Raw genomic sequence first — 19,524 nt, 5'->3', positions numbered from 1 at the left:
GGCGTTGCCTTTATGGGTGGCGCCGCGCGCTGGCGTAGAGCGCGACGGCCGCCGCGTTCGACACATTCAGGCTCTCGACGCCGGAAATCGGCAGCTTGGCGGTCACATCGCAATTCTGCATGGTCAATTGGCGCAGGCCTTCGCCCTCGCTGCCCAGCACGAACGCTGGCTGCGTGCTGCCCAAGGCAGCCTCCACGGTCATTTCCGCCTCACCATCCAGTGCGATGCGCCAGAAACCGGCCTCGCCGATCTCGCCCAGGGCCCGTGCCAGATTGACCGTGCGCACCCACGGCAGCTTCTCCAGAGCGCCGCTGGCGCTGCGGGCCAGCACACCGGATTCGGCCGGGCTGTGGCGATCCTGTGTCACCAGCGCCCGTGCGCCAAACGCCAGCGCCGATCGCATGATCGCGCCGACATTGTGGGGATCGGTCACCTGATCGAGCACCACGATCGGGCGATTGTCGCCGTCATTGGCCTGCGCCAATATTTCATCGAGCCACACCGTGTCGAGCGGCTCCACTTCCAGCACAAAGCCCTGATGCGGGGCATCGGTGGGGCACAGCCGGCCCAGATCATGATCGTCGCCATATTGGACGGTCAGGCCTTCGGGCAGCTCGATGGTCTTGGCGCTGGCCGGGGTCAGCCACAGCTTGCGAAAGCTGCGCTCCGGATTGTCCAGCGCTGCAAACACCGTGTGGCGGCCATAAAGGCGCGGGAAGGGGCTTTTCTGGCCCTGTTGGCTTTTCGGATGTGGTCTACGGCCCATGATGGCGGCATAGCGGCCAAGCGCCGCCGCCGCCAGCCCCCCAGGTGAGGGGCGCTGGCGGCGGCGAGAGCCGATTATCCGTTGCTGGCGGTGTCCGCGGGCGCGCTGGCCTTCACGGCTTCAGCGAACTGGGCAGCGCTCATGCCGAAATGCAAGCCGTCGTCCTGCAGGGTCAGGCCGGATGCCGGGATTCGGGCCTCGCCGTTTTCGCCTTTCACCGCGACCAGTTCGCCTTCGATCTTGGTGATGGTGCCGATGACGCCGCCTTCGGTGCCGCGCACGGTGGCACCCGGCTGGATGGCGCTGGCGAGTTGCGCTTTCTGATCAGCCACCGCCGCTTCGGCCGCGGCGTCGAGCTGGGCCTTGGTCATGGCCAGCAGCGGGCCTTCCGGCGTGGTGCCAAAGCTGGCTTCAGGGATGGTCACCTTGTTGCTGCCGGTGTCGACGACGACATTGCCGTCGGCCACGCTGGCGACCGTGCCGACCACGCCGCCCGACGTGTCCTTGACCGTCGAACCAACGGTGATGGCGGCGAGCGCCGGAGCCGCAAGCAGCATTGCGGCGGCCAAAGTGGTGAGTATGCGCATGAAAATTCTCCCGTTGCTGTTCAGACAGATGTTCGATTCCTCGACACATCCACGCTGGACGAACGGCGCGAAACGTAAAGTGAATGGAAGGACGGGCCGTGGCCCAATCAGGACGAGGCGAGCCCGATGCGCGATATCAGTTGAACAGAAGTGGTGGAGGGGGTTGGATTTGAACCAACGTAGGGTGAAACCCGGCAGATTTACAGTCTGCTGCCATTGACCGCTCGGCCACCCCTCCACTGCCCTTCAGGCATGGCGCTGCAGACAGACGCCGTGCGGGAGGCGGCCTAGTGCGGCAGCCGGGCCAGCCTGTCAATGTTGCATTTTCTATCCCCGATCCGGCACGACCCGGTCCCGGCCCAGCCGCTTGGCCGTGTACAGGGCGCCGTCGGCCCGCTCGATCAACTGATCGGCGCCTTGCGGGTGACGATGTTCGGCAACGCCGGCCGAAAAACTGATGCGGCCCATGCTGCTGCCGTCCACCGCGCTGCGCAGCACCTGCGCTGCCAGGTCGGCACGGATGCGATCGATGCGGCCCGCGGCGGCCTGTACACTCACACCCGGCAACAGGCCGACAAATTCCTCGCCACCCAGCCGGCCGACCGCGCCGCCATGCGCCTCCAGCCGATCGGACAGATGCTGCGCCACGAAGCGCAGCACATCGTCGCCCATCGCATGGCCAAATCGATCGTTGAACCGCTTGAAATGATCGATATCCACGACCGCCAGGGCCAGCGGCACCCCAGTCGCCACCGCCTCGGCTTGCGCCTTCTCGATCGTCGCCATGATGCCGCGCCGGTTCAGCACCCCGGTCAGCGCGTCGGTCACGGCCGCGCGCTCTGCCTGAGTCAATTTGTCGGCCAGCGAACGGCTTTCGGCGGCGGCCTGGTCCAGTTCCTCGATCAGCCGTGCATTGGCCGCCTGCACCAGCGATGTGGCCTGGCTCAATTGCTCCAGCAGCACGCCCAGGCTGGCAGCGTCCATCGGGCCGGCCAGCCGTTCACCACCATCGGCAATCGCCTTGCCGTAATCCGCCAGATCGGTCTGCCCGCTCTCGATGCGCCGGCCCAGTGCCTCGGCCTGATCATGCGCCTCGGCGATCAACTGGTTGACCTGTGCTTCGCTGATCTGCCCCAGATGTGTCTCGCGCAGGCCCATCAGCGTGGCCAGGGTCAAGGCGTCATGGGCAATGGCGCGATCGATGGCCAGCGACAGCTCATGATCATCATCGCGCACATAGCGCCACAGCACATCATAGACGGCGGGCTCCGGCGGCAGACCGGTGGACAGCAACAGGCCGCGAATCTGATCGAACCAGGCAATGGCATCCTGGCGCGCGCGCGTGGGAATGCCGAAATCGGCAGGCGGCGGCACGGCGGCGACGGCCTGCATCGGCCCTGGTTGATGTTGCATATGTCTGACCCTTCTGCGCGTGCAAACTGCGTTCAGGAGAACGGCGGTGGGGGCAGGGGGTTAAGGTGAATTGCGGTGTTTTTGCGGGGGCGGGGTGGCTTTTGCCCGTCACCCCGGCGAACGCCGAGGCCCATCGCGCGTATGTGAAAGGGCGGGGGGCTCGTGCTGTGGGCGTACGGCCGGCGGCGGAGCCGCCGAGTCCGTTTCGTCCTCGAAAGAGGAGAAGCAAGGAAGAACGCGGCAAAGCCGCGCCGTCAGACGAGCCAAAAAAACGGCGGCGGAGGGCCGCCGTTTTTGCTCGCCGGCCGATCTCGTGCGAGTCTGGCTGCGGCACGCAGCCAGCCGCACTTCGATGGAGCGGGTAGCGGGAATCGAACCCGCATGGCCAGCTTGGAAGGCTGGAACTTTACCACTAAGCTATACCCGCGCTGGAGGTGCTCATACGGCAGACCAAGCGCAGTTTCAATGGCGCCACTTGCCCCCCCTTGCGTCCCCTTGCCACCGTCTTTATAGCCCGCATCCCGCGCCTAGGAGTGTAGCTCAGTTGGTAGAGCATCGGTCTCCAAAACCGAGGGCCGGGGGTTCGAGCCCCTCCACTCCTGCCAGCGGACTGGTGAGACACGTGCAAGTCACGCGAATCACTGGTCTTCTGGGTTGAAAGCCTGGTGCGGATCGCGTCGCCTGCAGCCGGCCTCGGGGCATCCCGTGCCGGTTATTGGTGTTGCTGGCAGCAGGCAAATTTGGCCCGCTGATTCGGATGGGCGTTGAACAGGAAGAATATTTGTGAGCGACGGCAAGGCAGACGTAGCGAAAAAGCCCCGGGTTTCTCCGGCGGAATTCGTGCGCCAGGTGCAGACCGAAGCGCGCAAGATCGCTTGGCCAAGCCTGCCCGACACGGTGCGCATGACGATCATGGTGCTGATCATGACGACCGTGCTGTCGCTGTTTTTCACGGGCATTGATCAGGTGCTGGGCCGCACCGTCAAATTCCTGCTCAGCCTCGCAGCCTGAGGATCATAATGTCACGCTGGTACATCATTCACGCCTACTCCGGCTTTGAAAGCAAGGTGAAGGAGGCGATTCTTTCCGAAGCGCGCCGCATGGGCCTCGATGCCTTCATCGAAGCCGTCGAAGTGCCGGCCGAAACCGTTACCGAAGTGGTGAAGGGCAAGAAGCGTCAGGTCGAACGCAAGTCGATGCCGGGCTATGTGCTCGCCAAGCTGGCGATGACCGACGATGTCTATCACCTCGTCAAGAACACGCCCAAGGTCACGGGCTTCCTGGGCCAGCAGAACAAGCCGCAGCCGATCACCGAATCCGAAGCGGCGCGGATGCTGAATACCAAGACCGAGGAAACCCCGGCGGCAAAGATCAAGAAGAAGGCCAATTTCGAGATCGGCGACAGCGTTCGCGTGCTCGATGGTCCCTTCGCCAGTTTCAACGGCCTGGTCGAGGAAATCGACTTCGATCATGGCCGCGTCAAGGTTTCGGTGTCGATCTTCGGCCGGGCAACACCCGTCGAACTCGGCTTCGAACAGGTGGAAAAGCAGAAGTAAGTCTGCCGACCACGTCAATTGTGGGAGGCCGGTCGCCCCGGCCGCCAGCACCACAGAGCAAGGAGTGGCCCGATGGCCAAGAAGATTACCGGATACGTCAAACTGCAGGTGAAGGCCGGCATGGCCAACCCTTCCCCGCCAATCGGCCCGGCCCTGGGCCAGCGCGGCGTCAACATCATGGAATTCTGCAAGCAGTTCAATGCCAAGACCGATGGCATCGAAAAGGGCACGCCGATCCCGACCGTGATCACCGTGTTTGCTGATCGCTCGTTCAGCTTCATCACCAAGCTGCCGCCGGCATCCTACATGCTGAAGCAGGCGGCCGGCCTGAAGTCGGGCGGCACCACGCCGGGCAAGGGCGCTGCGGTCGCCAAGATCAAGCAGTCGCAGATCCGCGAGATCGCGGAAAAGAAGATGCCCGATCTGAACGCCAACAACATCGAAATGGCGATGAAGACGATCGAAGGTTCGGCCCGCGCAATGGGCCTCGAAGTGGTGGAGGGCTGATCACATGGCAACGACCAAGAAAGCCAAGGCCTTCGCCGCTGCGGTTGACCGCGAAAAATTGTATGGCGTCGATGAAGCGCTGACCCTCGTCAAGAGCCTGGCCACCGCCAAGTTCGATGAAACCATCGAAGTCAGCTTCAATCTCGGCGTCGATCCGCGTCACGCCGATCAGATGGTGCGCGGCGTTGTTACCCTGCCCAAGGGCACTGGCAAGACCGTGCGCGTCGGCGTGTTCGCCCGCGGCGCCAAGGCCGAAGAAGCCCTGGCCGCTGGTGCAGACGTTGTTGGCGCCGAAGACCTGCTGGAAGCCGTGCAGGGCGGCAACATCGATTTCGATCGTTGCATCGCCACGCCCGACATGATGGGTCTGGTTGGCCGTCTCGGCAAGGTGCTGGGCCCCAAGGGCCTGATGCCCAACCCCAAGCTCGGCACCGTGACCATGAACGTCGCCGCTGCCGTCGAAGCAGCCAAGGGCGGCCAGGTGGAGTATCGCGTCGAGAAGGCCGGGATCATCCACGGCATTCTGGGCAAGGCGAGCTTTGCCCAGGACGATCTGCGCGCCAATTTCGACGCGCTGCTCGATGCTGTCGTCAAGGCCAAGCCGACCGGCGCCAAGGGCAAGTATCTGCTCAAGGTCGCGGTCAGCTCCTCGATGGGCACCGGCATCAAGGTCGATCCGACCTCGACCGGCCAGATGGCCTGATCACGGCCCTGATCACAGCCGCGCGCTGAACAAGCGAACGGGCCGGGGAGCATCACTCCCCGGCCCGTTTTCATTCACGCATCCAGGTTCAGGCCGCGACGACCCGCTGCCGCCGGCGCTGCATGGCCCCCACGAGGCCAAAGCCGGCGATCATCATCGCCCAGCTTGCCGGTTCCGGCACCGCGCCCGGCTCGAAACCGGTCTGTACCTGGGAACTGAGGCTGATGCGGTCCACCGTGTAGCTGCCGTCCAGCGTCACGAAGGTGTTGCCGGAAATGCCGGTGAACATGAATCCGTCGAATGGTCCCGGCGAACGGCCAAAGATCGGCGAGAGGCAGTTGCCGCAGCCGCCGTTCAGGTTCACCCCGGTCGTGTCGCCGGTCGCGCCGATCAGGGTAGCGCTGCCACCGCCATTGCTGGCATTGACCGGGGGTTCATCGTCGATCCGGAAGAAGTTGATCCCGAATAACTGGCCAAAGCCGCCTTCGGTCGCAGCGTCGATCACGAACCCGTCAAACGGTGCGATGCCACGAAAAAAGCCGGTGAAGCTGACGTTGAAGATGATCTCGTCGCCGCTGTTCAGCGTGAAGGGCGTGAAGCCGGTCAGCTCGACCGAGCTGAAGGTGAGCGTATCCTGCCCGAAATCGAAGCTGAACACCTCGGCGTCATCGAGTGCGCCGGTCAGGTTGAGCGTGTGAGTGGTGGCGGCCAGCGCCGGGCTGGCCAATGCGGCCAGACCAAGAGCCAGTGGCAGCAGGTGTCGCATGTTCATCGTCATCTCCCTGATTGTCATGATGTTGTCGATGCCCCACCAGCGAAGGTCGACAGCAAAGGCTTAACCATGGCCTTGCGCACCGCGCCCGATGGTGTGTCGGGACAGGTCGGGGCATGATGGGACAGGTGGCGCTTCGCCCTGCCTGTGTTACCTTTGACCACCATGAAACCGGGCAGAGGCGAGGCGCAGGACGGGATGACGGGGCCGGCAATGGTCGCCGATGTGCGCTTGCGCGGCTGGAAGGAGATCGGGCGGCACCTGGGTGTCGATGAACGCACCGCGAAGCGCTGGGAGGCCAGTCGCGGCCTGCCGGTCCACCGGGTGCCCGGTGAACCGCGGGCACCGGTTTACGCGCATGCCGCGGAACTGTCCGCATGGCTGAGCGCGCGCGGCACCGCACCTGCGACCCCCGATCCGGCGCCAGCGCCGCCACCCGATCCGGCGCCGGCCATGTTGCCCGGGCAGCGGCGGCCCGCCCTGCTGATGCTGATGCTGTTCGCGTTGGCCGCCTTGGCAGTGCTGGGCTGGCGCGGCTGGCAGATCGCCGGGCAGCGCCGCGATGAAACCCTGGCGCGTATTGCCGACGTACGGCAATTGGCCCGATCGCAGGTGGCGGTGCTCAGCGACCGCCTGGAAAAACAGCCCGGCACCGTGCAGATGCGCGCCGCGCTGGCCCGCGATGCTGCCGCGATGCTGGCCCGCATTGCCGCGATGCCCTTCGCCGATCCGGCATTGGCCCGCGATGCCGCCGAAGCCTGGCGTCGATTGGCCCTGGTGCAAAACAATGTCGATCGTCCCAGCCTGCGCGATCATGCCGGGGCCCGCGCTTCGCTGGCTGCGGCGCTGCGGCTGATCGCAGGCGATGCCAGCCGCGATGGCCGCTGGCTGCGCGCGCGGATAATGGCCGAATCGGCGCGCCAGGCAGCCGCCGATGGCGCATTGGCACAGGCGCCAGCGTTGCTGACTGCAGCTGCGCAGATGGCAGCCGACGCACCGCCTGCCGTGCGCGACGAGGTGCGGCTGGCACAAGCGGAGGTGGCAAACTGGCGTGGCGATTATGCCGCCGCCATCCGCCAGGCCCAACCGGTGCGCATTGGCCCGATTCCTGACGCCGCCAGCGGGCTGCGCCAGTTGCGCGCGCTCGATCTGATCGGTGAAGCACAATTTTACGGCGGTGCGCCGGCCAGCGCCCGCGCGACCTATCAGGCCGGCGTGGCGGCGGCACGCGCCGGCATGGCGCGCTGGCCGGACGAGCCGCGATATCGCTGGGCTTTGCAGCGTCAGCAATGGAATCTCGGCACCACTCTGCTGGAACTGCGGGAATATGCGGCAGCGCTGCCGGCGCTGCGGGCATCGCGCGATGGCTGGCTGGCGATGGCGCGCAGCGATCCTGCCGATCAATCGCTGGCCAGTTGGGTGCGCACCACCCGGCTGTCGCATGGCGAAGCCCTGGCTGGTGCTGGCCAGCGGGCGGCGGCAATTGCCGAGCTTTCCGTCGCGCTGGCCGAACGCCGCATCTGGTTTGTTGAACAGCCCGACAGCCAGGAACGTCGCCGCGCCCTGGTGGTGGGCCTGAATGCGCTGGCCGATGTCCTGGCCGTCGACGGGCGCGGCACGGCGGCCTGTACGCTGATCGCTGAAGCTGCCACCATGACCAGTCGCATGGCCGATGCTGGAACGCTGGCGCCGCTTGACCGCGATTCAATGGTAAAATTGCTGCAGGCCAGCGCGACACGTCACTGCCGGGCGAACGGCACTGCGGCTTGACTCCGCATGTGCAAATCCCTAACGCGGCATCTCTTGCCCAGCCAGCAATGGCCGGGCGACCGTCCGAGATTGCAGGTGGGCCTTGCCCTTAAGCCGTTTGGGCCTGCATGAGACGAGGCAAGTTTTTCACCCGGCTGGCGCTTGGCGCATTGGCTGGGCCTGCGTTCGGCCCATCAGGCGCGGCGTAGGGAGCGATCCTCTGCGGACGGGCCTGGGCTCGCCACCTTCCCCATCGGAATCCGGCAGGCTGCAGGCTCATCGAGCCGGCATGATGTGTTCGCACATCATGCCATAACCGCGCCAATGCGGGCCTTCGGGCCGGCAAAGGCGCCCAACCTGTCAAGGAGTGAGCATGGATCGCGCCCAAAAAGCCGAAGCCGTCTCCAGCCTGGCGAAGACGCTCACCGAAACTTCGGTGGTCGTGGTCGCACGCAACAATGGCCTGACCGTCGCGCAAGCGAGCGATCTCAGGAACCGGATGCGTGCTGCCGGCGCCAGCTTCAAGGTGACGAAGAACCGTCTCGCGCGCATTGCGCTCGACGGCACACCCTACCAACCGCTTGGCGAACTGCTCACCGGCCCCTGTGGCCTGGCGACCTCTGCCGATCCGGTAGCGGCTGCCAAGATCGTGGTGGAATTCGCCAAGACGACCGACAAGTTCGAAATCGTCGGCGGTGCCATGGGTGGCACGCTTCTGGATGTGAACGGTGTGAAGGCCCTGGCCGAACTGCCGTCGCTGGATGAATTGCGTGCCAAGATCATCGGCCTCGTCAATGCCCCGGCCACCAAGCTGGCCCAGCTGGCCAATGCGCCGGCCGCCAAGCTGGCCCGCGTCTTTGCGGCCTATGCCGATAAAGACAAAGAAGCCGCCTGAGCCGTTTCGAACCCAACCGCAAACTGAAAACATTGGAGATTACCATGGCTGACCTGAATTCGATCGTTGAACAGCTTTCCGCCCTGACCGTGCTGGAAGCCGCTGACCTCGCCAAGATGCTGGAAGAAAAGTGGGGCGTGTCCGCCGCTGCCGCCGTTGCCATGTCGGCTGGCCCGGCTGCTGCTGCGGCCCCGGCTGCTGAAGAGCAGACCGAGTTCGACGTGATCCTGACCGGCGACGGCGGCAAGAAGATCAACGTCATCAAGGAAGTCCGCGCCATCACCGGCCTGGGCCTGACCGAAGCCAAGACGCTGGTCGAATCCGCGCCGAAGGCGGTCAAGGAAGCCATCAGCAAGGCTGATGCCGAGAAGATCAAGGCCCAGCTGGAAGCCGCTGGCGCCACGGTCGAACTGAAGTAATCCGCTGCGGCCCAGCCGCATGATTTGCTGAATGAAGGGGCTGTCCTGCAAAGGGCAGCCCCTTTTCTCTGGCATCTCTCCCGCCGGTGGGAGGGTGAGGGGGGGAGGGCTGTGGCAAATGGCTTCCCTCACGGCCCGGCGCACAGCATCATCCCCGAAAGTCCATGGGGAGTGTGACCATCATGCCCAACCGCCTCGACACCCATTTCCTCCACCTCGGTCCCGGCGCAACGGCCGTGCCGCAGCCGGATTTCACCGGTGGCCAATGGTACGAAGCCTATGGCACCCGCCACGGCCATGAGGGCGCCGACGGCCGGCTCGTCAGCCAGTTCCGCTTCACCGCCGATTGGGACAGTTGGGAAATGCACCCCGAAGGCGCCGAGGTGGTGCTGTGCCTCACCGGGCAGATGACGTTGCACCAGGAACATGCCGACGGCACGATGAACAGCGTCACCATCGGGCCGGGCGAATATGCCATCAACCCGCCGGGCTGCTGGCATACCGCCGATGTCGATGGGGAGGCGACAGCCCTGTTCATCACGCCCGGCTTGGGCACGCAGGGCCGCCCGCGCTGACGAAAAATGGGGCGCCTGCCGGCTGGCAAGCGCCCCATTCCTGCGTCAGGTGCAGCGGATCAGAAGTGGAAGATCACGCCGGCCATCGGCCGCAGGCTTTCGAAATCGGCGGTTTCCACCGACACGCGGAAACGTGGTCCCGACCGGCTGGTAACGCCGCCCAGGCCGATATCGCGCGGGCCGAATTCGGCGCCCATGCCCCACATCCAATCCTGGCGATCGGGATTGCCGCGGCGGTTGAGGGCATCGGACCACGTATAGCCAGCGCTGGCATAGATCATGCCGCTGTCGCCGGCCCGGAAGCCGCCGCGACCACGCACGCCATACTCCCAGCGGATATCGCCAAAGCCGCGGGCACCATGGCCTTCGACGCCGACGAACAGCGGCCCCAACGGAATGTTGACGCCAACCACGCCGCCAACGAGCCAGCCATTGTAGCGCGGACGCTGAAAGCCGGTGTTGTCGGTGACGCGGTCAAAGCTGTTGTAGCCGCCGACAATGCCGAAATAAGGCTCGATGCCGAACGGTTTGGAACCGTCCGGGCTGGTGTAGCCGTCATTCTGGGTGGCACGCTCAATCGTGCTGCTGCTGGTGCTGCCCATGCTGCCATCGTTCATCGTGCCGCTGTTCATGCTTTCCATCGTGCCCGGCGCCCGGTTGGTGCCTTCCATCGGCATCTGGGTCGTCGTCTGGGCCATTGCCGGGGCAGCGGCGATCAGCAGCAGCAATGCCGGGGTCTTGAGTGAGTTGCGCATGATAAGTTCCTTGATGATCAGGGACGAGCCGGGGGCGGCCATCGCGCAATGAACTGCCACGCCGCCGGGTGGTTCCACTCGGGCGTGGATCGACCACAGGGTGTTGCCGCACTGCAACACATCGTCGGGGCGGCCATCGGCACCAGACCCCCTTCCCAAATCCAACAAAACGCCTATACCGCAGCTATCGACTGGTGCGGGGCTGATTCCCGGGCCGGACCGACATGCTTCGAGACAAGGCCTGTATCGCGATCAGGCCGCGACGGATGGAAGCGTGACGGGGTGCAATCGCTAGTGACCGTGCGACATACCGCAGCAGCGGTGTGACGTGCGGATTTTGCTGTTTTTGCAGGGCCTCCGCAAAAAACCGGGGCGCTCTGCACCAAGATAAGGCGACCAGACCATATGGCCACCCAGATGAAGCCGCCCCAGGGCGTCAAGACCTTCAACAGCCGCCGCCGCATCCGCAAAAGCTTCGGCCACATCGGCGAAGTCGTGCAGATGCCCAACCTCATCGAGGTGCAGCGCGAAAGCTATGAACAGTTCCTGCGCTCCAATCCGGCCACTGGTTATGTCTCCGGCCTCGAAAAGACCCTGCGCTCGGTGTTCCCGATCCGCGATTTCGCCGGCACGGCCGAGCTGGATTTCGTGCATTACGAACTGGAAGAACCGAAATACGATGTGGACGAGTGCCGCCAGCGCGGCATGACCTATGCTGCGCCGATGCGCGTGACGCTGCGCCTGATCGTCTTTGAGGTGGATGCCGATACCGAAACCCGCTCCGTGCTCGATATCAAGGAGCAGGATGTGTACATGGGCGACATGCCGCTCATGACGCAGAACGGCACCTTCATCGTCAACGGTACCGAACGTGTGATCGTCTCCCAGATGCACCGGTCGCCCGGCGTGTTCTTCGATCACGACCGCGGCAAGACGCACGCATCCGGCAAATATCTGTTTGCGGCGCGCGTGATCCCGTATCGCGGCTCGTGGCTGGATTTCGAATTCGACGCCAAGGATATCGTCAACGTCCGCATCGATCGCAAGCGCAAGCTGCCGGTCACGTCCCTGATGTATGCGCTGGGCTGGAATTCAGAAGAAATCCTCAACCTGTTCTACAATCGCGTGGTGTGGGTACGTGGCACCAGCCCGGACGGCCAGGCCGGCTGGGTGGTGCCGTTCGTCGAAGCCAGCTGGCGCAATGCCAAGCCGACCTTTGATGTGGTGAATGCCGACACCGGCGAGATCATCTTCACGCAGGGCACCAAGATCACGCCGCGCATGGTGCGAAAGGCGGCCAGCGACGGCATGACCGCGTTGCTGATCCCGACCGAGGAAATCTTCGGCCGTTACTCGGCGTTCGATCTGATCAACGAAGCCACCGGTGAAATCTATATCGAAGCCGGTGACGAGCTGACCGCCGAAAACCTCGAGCGCATCGACAAGGCCGGCCAGACCAGCATCGAGCTGCTCGACATCGATCATGTCCAGGTCGGCCCGTGGATCCGCAACACGCTGATGGCCGACAAGGTGGAAGAGCGTGATCATGCGCTCGCTGAAATCTATCGCGTCATGCGTCCTGGCGAACCGCCGACACGCGAAACCGCCGAAGCCATGTTTGCTGGCCTGTTCTTCGATCCCGATCGCTATGATCTGTCGGCGGTCGGCCGCGTGAAGATGAACATGCGCCTCAATCTGGATTGCCCGGATGACGTGACCATCTTGCGCCGCGAGGATATCGCCACAGTCGTCAAGACGCTGGTCGAACTCAAGGACGGCAAGGGTGAGATCGACGATATCGACAATCTCGGCAATCGCCGCGTGCGTTCGGTGGGCGAACTGCTGGAAAACCAGTATCGCGTCGGCCTGCTGCGCATGGAACGTGCTGTCAAGGAACGCATGAGCAGCGTCGATATCGACACGGTCATGCCCAACGATCTGATCAACGCCAAGCCGGCGGTGGCCGCGGTGCGCGAATTCTTCGGCTCCTCGCAGCTCAGCCAGTTCATGGATCAGACCAATCCGCTGTCCGAAGTCACCCACAAGCGCCGCGTTTCGGCCCTCGGCCCCGGCGGTCTGACCCGCGAACGCGCCGGTTTCGAAGTGCGCGACGTTCACCCGACGCACTATGGCCGTATCTGCCCGATTGAAACGCCGGAAGGCCCGAATATCGGCCTGATCAACAGCCTCGCCACCTTCAGCCGGGTGAACAAATATGGCTTCATCGAAACGCCGTATCGCAAGGTGGTCGACACCCAGCTGACCGACGAGGTCGTCTATCTGTCGGCCATGGAAGAAGCCCGCCACACCATCGCGCAGGCCAATGTCGGCATCGATGCCGATGGCAGGTTCGTCGACGAACTGGTGTCGTCGCGCGAAGCTGGCGAATTCCTGATGGCGCCGAAGAACCAGATCACCCTGGCCGACGTGTCGCCCAAGCAGCTGGTGTCCGTCGCCGCCTCGCTGATTCCGTTCCTGGAAAATGATGACGCCAACCGCGCGCTCATGGGATCGAATATGCAGCGCCAGGCCGTGCCATTGGTGAAGGCGGAATCGCCGTTCGTCGGCACCGGCATGGAAGGCACGGTCGCTCGTGATAGCGGCGCTGCCATTGGCGCCAAGCGCGGCGGCATCGTCGATCAGGTTGACGCCGCCCGTATCGTCATCCGCGCCACCGAAGAGGTCGAACCCGGCAAGTCCGGCGTCGATATCTACACGCTGATGAAGTTCCAGCGCTCCAACCAGTCGACCTGCATCAACCAGCGTCCGCTGGTGACGGTGGGCGATATCGTGGCCAAGGGTGACATCATCGCCGATGGCCCATCGACCGAGGATGGCGAACTGGCGCTGGGCCGCAACGTGCTCGTCGCGTTTATGCCGTGGAACGGCTACAACTACGAAGATTCGATCCTGATCAACGAGAAGATCGTCAAGGAAGACATCTTCACCTCGATCCACATCGATGAATTCGAAGTGATGGCCCGCGATACCAAGCTGGGCCCGGAAGACATCACCCGCGACATTCCCAACGTCGGCGAAGACGCGCTGGCCCGCCTCGACGAAGCCGGCATCGTCTATATCGGCGCCGAAGTGGAGCCGGGCGACATTCTGGTCGGCAAGATCACGCCCAAGGGCGAATCGCCGATGACGCCGGAAGAGAAGCTGCTGCGCGCCATCTTTGGCGAAAAGGCCAGCGATGTGCGTGACACCTCGCTGCGCTTGCCGCCGGGCGTGTCGGGCACCATCGTTGACGTGCGCATCTTCAATCGCCACGGCATCGACAAGGACGAACGCGCCCTGCAGATCGAGCGCGAGGAAATCGAGCGTCTCGAAAAGGATGCCGCCGATGAACGCGCCATTCTCGATCGCGCCACTTATGCCCGCGTGCGCGATGCATTGTTGGGCCAGGAAGTGGTCGCCGCGCCCAAGGGCGTGAAGAAGGGCATCACCATCGACGACAGCGTGCTGGAAGAGCAGCCGCGGCGCCTGTGGTGGCAGTTCGGCGTTGCCGATGATGCCATGCAGGCCGGCCTGGAAGCGTTGAAGGCGCAGTGGGATGAAGCCCACGCCAGCATCAATGCCAAGCTGGAAGACAAGAAGGGCAAGGTGCAGGCCGGCGACGAACTGCCGCCCGGCGTGCTGAAGATGGTCAAGGTGTTCGTCGCGGTGAAGCGCAAGCTGCAGCCCGGCGACAAGATGGCTGGCCGTCACGGCAACAAGGGTGTGATTTCCCGCATCCTGCCGCAGGAAGACATGCCGTTCCTGGCCGACGGTACGCCTGTTGATATCGTGCTCAACCCGCTGGGCGTGCCCAGCCGCATGAACGTCGGGCAGATTTTCGAAACCCACCTCGGCTGGGCCGCGCGCGGCCTTGGCAAGAAGATTGCCGAGATGCTGGAGAATATCAACGCCACCATGACGACCGGTTCCGCGGACGAAATCCGTGAACTGTTCAAGGCGATCTATGGCTCGCAATATGAGCTGGATATCGAGCGTCTGGCTGATGAAGGCGTGGTGGAACTGGCCCGCAACCTCGTGGGCGGCGTGCCGATGGCCACCCCGGTGTTCGATGGCGCCAAGGAAAGCGACGTGTCCAACATGCTGGCGTTGGCTGGGTTGGATTCGTCGGGCCAGGTCGAGCTGTTCGATGGCCGCACCGGCGATCAGTTCGATCGCAAGGTGACCGTGGGCTATATCTACATGCTCAAGCTGCACCACCTGGTGGACGACAAGATCCACGCCCGCTCGATTGGTCCCTACAGCCTCGTCACCCAGCAGCCGCTGGGCGGCAAGGCCCAGTTCGGTGGCCAGCGCTTCGGGGAAATGGAAGTGTGGGCGCTGCAGGCCTATGGCGCCGCGTACACGCTGCAGGAAATGCTCACCGTCAAATCCGATGACGTCGTCGGCCGCACCAAGGTCTATGAAGCCATCGTCAAGGGTGACGACACGTTTGAAGCCGGCATTCCGGAAAGCTTCAACGTGCTCATCAAGGAAATGCGGTCCCTGGGCCTCAACGTTCAACTGCAGACCAACGAAGAGGTGGAGTGAGGCCAACTCCCCTCCCCTTCAGGGGAGGGGTCGGGGGTGGGGAAGGACCTGCCCCCTGAAACAGAAAGCCTTTTTGCCACCACGGCCCCACCCCCAGCCCCTCCCCTGAAGGGGAGGGGAGACGGAGGAAAAAACCATGAACGAAGTCACCAATTTCTTCTCGCCGGCCGCCAAGCCGGAGACCTTCGATCAGATCCAGATCGCCATTGCCAGCCCGGAACAGATCCGCAGCTGGTCGTTCGGCGAGATCAAGAAGCCGGAAACCATCAACTACCGCACGTTCAAGCCAGAGCGTGATGGCCTGTTCTGCGCGCGCATCTTTGGCCCGATCAAGGATTACGAATGCCTGTGCGGCAAGTACAAGCGCATGAAATACAAGGGCATCGTCTGCGAAAATTGCGGCGTGGAAGTCACCGTGTCCAAGGTGCGCCGCGAACGCATGGGCCATATCGAGCTGGCCGCGCCGGTTGCCCACATCTGGTTCCTCAAATCGCTGCCCAGCCGCATCGGCATGCTGCTCGACATGCAGCTCAAGCAGCTCGAGCGCGTGCTCTATTTCGAGCAGTATGTCGTGCTCGATCCGGGCATGACGCCGTTCAAGAAATTTGATCTGCTCACCGAAGATGAGCTGTTCACGGCGCAGGAAGAATATGGCGAAGACGCCTTCCAGGCCGGCATCGGCGCCGAGGCCATCCGCATCCTGTTGCAGGAACTCGATCTCGAAGGCGAGATGGAGACGCTGCGCGAAGAGCTGCGCACCACCAAGTCCGAGCTGAAGCCCAAGAAGATCATCAAGCGGATGAAGGTGGTCGAAAGCTTCATCAATTCGGGCAACAAGCCGGAATGGATGGTGCTGACCGTGGTGCCGGTGATCCCGCCGGAACTGCGCCCGCTGGTGCCGCTGGATGGCGGCCGCTTCGCCACGTCGGACTTGAACGATCTCTATCGCCGCGTCATCAACCGCAACAACCGCCTGAAGCGGCTGATCGAACTGCGCGCGCCGGACATCATCGTCCGCAACGAAAAGCGCATGCTGCAGGAAGCCGTCGATGCCCTGTTCGACAACGGTCGCCGCGGCCGGACAATCACGGGGGCCAACAAGCGGCCGCTGAAGTCGCTTTCGGACATGCTGAAGGGCAAGCAGGGCCGCTTCCGCCAGAACCTGCTCGGGAAGCGCGTCGATTATTCCGGCCGTTCGGTCATCGTGACCGGCCCGGAATTGAAGCTGCATCAATGCGGCCTGCCCAAGAAGATGGCGCTCGAACTGTTCAAGCCGTTCATCTACTCGCGTCTCGACGCCAAGGGTCTGTCGATGACCCTGAAACAGGCCAAGAAATGGGTGGAAAAGGAGCGCAAGGAGGTCTGGGACATCCTCGATGAGGTGATCCGCGAACATCCCGTGCTGCTGAACCGTGCACCGACGCTGCACCGCCTGGGCATCCAGGCGTTCGAACCCGTGCTGATCGAGGGCAAGGCCATCCAGCTGCACCCGCTGGTCTGCGCCGCGTTCAACGCCGATTTCGATGGCGATCAGATGGCCGTGCACGTGCCGCTGAGCCTTGAGGCCCAGCTTGAAGCGCGCGTGCTGATGATGTCGACCAACAACATCCTCAGCCCGGCCAACGGCAAGCCGATCATCGTGCCGTCGCAGGACATGGTGCTCGGGCTTTATTATCTGTCGATGGAGCTGGAACACGAACCCGGCGAAGGCATGGCCTTTGCCGACATGGCCGAAGTGCACCAGGCGCTGTTCAACAAGAACGTCACCCTGCACACCAAGATCATCGCCCGCGTGCTGCAGGCCGATGATGACGGCAAGCTCTACATGAAGCGGGTCAACACCACGCCGGGCCGCCTGCTGCTGGGGGAAACGCTGCCGAAAAGCCACAAGGTGCCGTTCGAAACCATCAACCGGCTGCTGACCAAGAAGGAATTGGGCGACGTCATCGACATCGTCTATCGCCATACCGGCCAGAAGGAGACAGTGCTGTTCGCCGATGCCATCATGGCGCTGGGCTTCCGCCACGCGTTCCAGGCCGGCATCAGCTTCGGCAAGGACGACATGGTGATCCCCGCCGCCAAGGCCACGCAGGTCGACAAGACCAAGGGCGAGGTGAAGGACTTCGAACAACAGTATCAGGATGGCCTGATCACCCAGGGCGAGAAGTACAACAAGGTGGTCGATGCCTGGGCCAAGTGCGGTGACCTCGTCGCCAACGCCATGATGGACGAGATCAGGGCCGTGCGAAAGGATTCGACCACCGGCCGCACCCTGCCGATCAACTCCATCTACATGATGGCGCACTCCGGGGCGCGCGGTTCCCAGGCGCAGATGAAGCAGCTCGCCGGCATGCGCGGCCTGATGGCCAAGCCGTCGGGTGAGATCATCGAAACGCCGATCATCTCGAACTTCAAGGAAGGCCTCACCGTGCTGGAGTATTTCAACTCCACCCACGGCGCTCGCAAGGGTCTGGCCGATACCGCGCTGAAAACCGCCAACTCCGGCTATCTCACCCGCCGTCTGGTGGATGTCAGCCAGGATTGCGTCGTGGTCGAGGATGATTGCGGCACGCAGCGCGGCATGCTGATGAAGGCGATCGTCGAGGGCGGCAACACGATTGTCAGCCTTGGCGAGCGCATTCTGGGCCGCACCGTGCTGGTCGATATCGTCGATGCCAAAACCGGCGAAGTCGTGGCGCCGGCGGGGCATCTGCTCACCGAATCCGATGTGACGCGCATCGAGAAGGCCGCCGTGGCCGAAGTGAAGATCCGCTCGCCGCTGCTGTGCGAAACCAAGGGCGGCGTCTGCGGCACCTGCTATGGCCGCGATCTCGCGCGCGGTACGCCGGTGAACATGGGCGAAGCGGTTGGCGTCATCGCGGCGCAGTCGATCGGTGAACCGGGCACGCAGCTCACCATGCGCACCTTCCACATCGGTGGGGCGGCTCAGGTGTCCGAACAATCGACGCTGGATGCGCCGGTTGACGGGGTTGTCGAATATCGCGGCATGGCCACTATCGGCGACAGCCGTGGTCGCAACATCGCCATGGCCCGCAACGGCGAACTGGTGATCCGTGATGCCGAAGGCCGTGAACGCTCGATCCACCGCATCCCATATGGCGCCATCATCAACGTTGCCGAAGGGGCTTCGCTGACCAAGGGCGATCGCATGGCCGAATGGGATCCGTACACGCTGCCGGTGATCACCGAAAAGTCCGGCAAGGTGAAGTATCAGGACATCATCGAAGGCGTCACCCTGAAGGAAGAAGTCGACGAAGCCACTGGCCTCGCCAACAAGGTCGTCACCGACTGGAAGACCGCTTCCAAGAAGGAAGATCTGCGCCCGCGCATCACCCTGCTGGACGATGATTCCGGTGAAGCGGCGCGCTATCTGCTCGCTGTCGATGCGGTGCTGTCGGTGGCCGATGGCCAGATGGTGTCGGCCGGGGACGTGCTTGCGCGTATTCCGCGTGAAGCCGCCAAGACCCGTGACATCACCGGCGGTCTGCCGCGGGTGGCCGAACTGTTCGAAGCGCGTATCCCCAAGGACAATGCGGTGATCGCCCGCATCGATGGCCGCGTGGAATTCGGCAAGGATTACAAGACCAAGCGGCGGATCAACATTCGTCCGGAAGATGGTGGTGATCTCGCCGAATACATGGTGCCGAAGGGCAAGAACGTGGCGGTGCAGGAAGGCGACTTCGTGCGCAAGGGTGACTATCTGATCGATGGCAACCCCAACCCGCACGACATCCTGGAAGTGCTGGGTGTGGAGCCGCTGGCTGAATATCTCTGCGCCGAAATCCAGGAAGTCTATCGCCTGCAGGGCGTGCGCATCAACGACAAGCATATCGAAGTGATCGTGCGCCAGATGCTGCAGAAGGTGGAAATCACCGACAGCGGCGACACCACGCTGCTGGTGGGCGAACAGGTCGATCGCGAGGAGATGGATAGCGAAAACAGCAAGCTGGAGGCTGGCGGCCGCCATGCCGCCGGCAAGCCGGTGCTGCTGGGCATCACCAAGGCGTCGCTGCAGACCAAGTCTTTCGTGTCGGCCGCGTCGTTCCAGGAAACCACCCGCGTGCTGACCGAAGCGGCTGTGCAGGGCAAGATCGACACCCTGACCGGCCTGAAGGAAAATGTCATCGTCGGCCGGCTGATCCCGGCCGGCACCGGCGCCGGCATGAACCGGCTGCGCGTGGCGGCCAACAGCCGCGACGTGGCTTTGCGCGCTGTCCAGCAGGCCAGTGCCAAGGCGCTGGAGCAGACGGAAGGCTGA

Annotated in this window: 15 protein-coding genes and 3 tRNA genes; 11 read left to right on the top strand and 7 right to left on the bottom strand. The window is 63.6% G+C overall.

The features are described from left to right. Positions 1-10: 10 nt before the first annotated feature. From rlmB to ACTIEZ_RS12530, 5 genes are all read right to left on the bottom strand, one after another. Positions 11-766, bottom strand: coding sequence for a 23S rRNA (guanosine(2251)-2'-O)-methyltransferase RlmB (gene rlmB, locus ACTIEZ_RS12550; protein ID WP_439547019.1), 756 nt, complete (start codon positions 764-766; stop codon positions 11-13). 74 nt (positions 767-840) lie between these two features. Then, positions 841-1,353 (bottom strand): hypothetical protein, encoded by a 513-nt coding sequence (locus tag ACTIEZ_RS12545; protein WP_439547018.1) that lies wholly within the window; start codon positions 1,351-1,353, stop codon positions 841-843. Between the two features lie 151 nt (positions 1,354-1,504). Next, positions 1,505-1,591: transfer RNA gene (locus tag ACTIEZ_RS12540), tRNA-Tyr, on the bottom strand. 89 nt (positions 1,592-1,680) lie between these two features. Then, positions 1,681-2,766: a diguanylate cyclase gene (locus tag ACTIEZ_RS12535; protein ID WP_439547017.1), complete on the bottom strand. Its 1,086-nt coding sequence runs from the start codon at positions 2,764-2,766 to the stop codon at positions 1,681-1,683. 353 nt (positions 2,767-3,119) lie between these two features. Further along, positions 3,120-3,193, bottom strand: a tRNA-Gly gene (locus tag ACTIEZ_RS12530). Positions 3,194-3,295: 102 nt separating this feature from the next. Here ACTIEZ_RS12530 and ACTIEZ_RS12525 point away from each other — a divergent pair. The 5 genes from ACTIEZ_RS12525 to rplA all read left to right on the top strand — a co-directional run bounded on the left by ACTIEZ_RS12525 (position 3,296) and on the right by rplA (position 5,532). Then, a tRNA-Trp gene (locus ACTIEZ_RS12525) sits at positions 3,296-3,371 on the top strand. 178 nt (positions 3,372-3,549) lie between these two features. Beyond that, positions 3,550-3,777 (top strand): preprotein translocase subunit SecE, encoded by a 228-nt coding sequence (gene secE, locus ACTIEZ_RS12520; RefSeq protein ID WP_439547016.1) that lies wholly within the window; start codon positions 3,550-3,552, stop codon positions 3,775-3,777. Between the two features lie 8 nt (positions 3,778-3,785). Further along, a complete protein-coding gene (gene nusG / locus ACTIEZ_RS12515; RefSeq protein WP_439547015.1) occupies positions 3,786-4,322 on the top strand; it encodes a transcription termination/antitermination protein NusG in 537 nt (178 codons plus the stop codon). A gap of 72 nt (positions 4,323-4,394) precedes the next feature. Next, on the top strand, positions 4,395-4,829 hold the full coding sequence (gene rplK / locus ACTIEZ_RS12510) for a 50S ribosomal protein L11 (RefSeq protein ID WP_439547014.1): 435 nt from the start codon (positions 4,395-4,397) through the stop codon (positions 4,827-4,829). 4 nt (positions 4,830-4,833) lie between these two features. After that, on the top strand, positions 4,834-5,532 hold the full coding sequence (rplA, locus tag ACTIEZ_RS12505) for a 50S ribosomal protein L1 (RefSeq protein WP_439547013.1): 699 nt from the start codon (positions 4,834-4,836) through the stop codon (positions 5,530-5,532). 88 nt (positions 5,533-5,620) lie between these two features. Here the strand turns inward: rplA and ACTIEZ_RS12500 are convergent, their stop codons facing one another. Continuing rightward, positions 5,621-6,304 carry a PEPxxWA-CTERM sorting domain-containing protein gene (locus ACTIEZ_RS12500; protein ID WP_439547012.1) on the bottom strand — a complete coding sequence of 228 codons (684 nt, stop codon included), beginning with the start codon at positions 6,302-6,304 and terminating at the stop codon, positions 5,621-5,623. Between the two features lie 165 nt (positions 6,305-6,469). Here ACTIEZ_RS12500 and ACTIEZ_RS12495 point away from each other — a divergent pair, with 165 nt between their 5' ends. The 4 genes from ACTIEZ_RS12495 to ACTIEZ_RS12480 all read left to right on the top strand — a co-directional run bounded on the left by ACTIEZ_RS12495 (position 6,470) and on the right by ACTIEZ_RS12480 (position 9,942). Beyond that, complete coding sequence (locus tag ACTIEZ_RS12495; protein WP_439547011.1) at positions 6,470-8,074, top strand: hypothetical protein; 1,605 nt, start codon at positions 6,470-6,472, stop codon at positions 8,072-8,074. A gap of 352 nt (positions 8,075-8,426) precedes the next feature. Then, positions 8,427-8,948 carry a 50S ribosomal protein L10 gene (rplJ, locus tag ACTIEZ_RS12490; RefSeq protein ID WP_439547010.1) on the top strand — a complete coding sequence of 174 codons (522 nt, stop codon included), beginning with the start codon at positions 8,427-8,429 and terminating at the stop codon, positions 8,946-8,948. A gap of 44 nt (positions 8,949-8,992) precedes the next feature. Further along, on the top strand, positions 8,993-9,367 hold the full coding sequence (rplL, locus tag ACTIEZ_RS12485; protein ID WP_439547009.1) for a 50S ribosomal protein L7/L12: 375 nt from the start codon (positions 8,993-8,995) through the stop codon (positions 9,365-9,367). Positions 9,368-9,549: 182 nt separating this feature from the next. Continuing rightward, positions 9,550-9,942: a cupin gene (locus ACTIEZ_RS12480; RefSeq protein WP_439547008.1), complete on the top strand. Its 393-nt coding sequence runs from the start codon at positions 9,550-9,552 to the stop codon at positions 9,940-9,942. Positions 9,943-10,001: 59 nt separating this feature from the next. Here ACTIEZ_RS12480 and ACTIEZ_RS12475 read toward each other — a convergent pair whose 3' ends face one another. Continuing rightward, the gene (locus tag ACTIEZ_RS12475; RefSeq protein ID WP_439547061.1) at positions 10,002-10,544 is read right to left on the bottom strand and encodes an outer membrane protein; all 543 of its coding nucleotides are present in this window, start codon (positions 10,542-10,544) and stop codon (positions 10,002-10,004) included. A gap of 558 nt (positions 10,545-11,102) precedes the next feature. Here ACTIEZ_RS12475 and rpoB point away from each other — a divergent pair. Next, positions 11,103-15,245, top strand: a complete 4,143-nt coding sequence (gene rpoB, locus ACTIEZ_RS12470; protein WP_439547007.1) for a DNA-directed RNA polymerase subunit beta — start codon at positions 11,103-11,105, stop codon at positions 15,243-15,245. 136 nt (positions 15,246-15,381) lie between these two features. Continuing rightward, complete coding sequence (rpoC, locus tag ACTIEZ_RS12465) at positions 15,382-19,524, top strand: DNA-directed RNA polymerase subunit beta' (RefSeq protein WP_439547006.1); 4,143 nt, start codon at positions 15,382-15,384, stop codon at positions 19,522-19,524.

The sequence above is a fragment of the Sandarakinorhabdus sp. genome, from assembly GCF_051860625.1.
Taxonomy (GTDB): domain Bacteria; phylum Pseudomonadota; class Alphaproteobacteria; order Sphingomonadales; family Sphingomonadaceae; genus Sandarakinorhabdus.
This window is presented reverse-complemented; position numbering and strand designations above follow the sequence as displayed.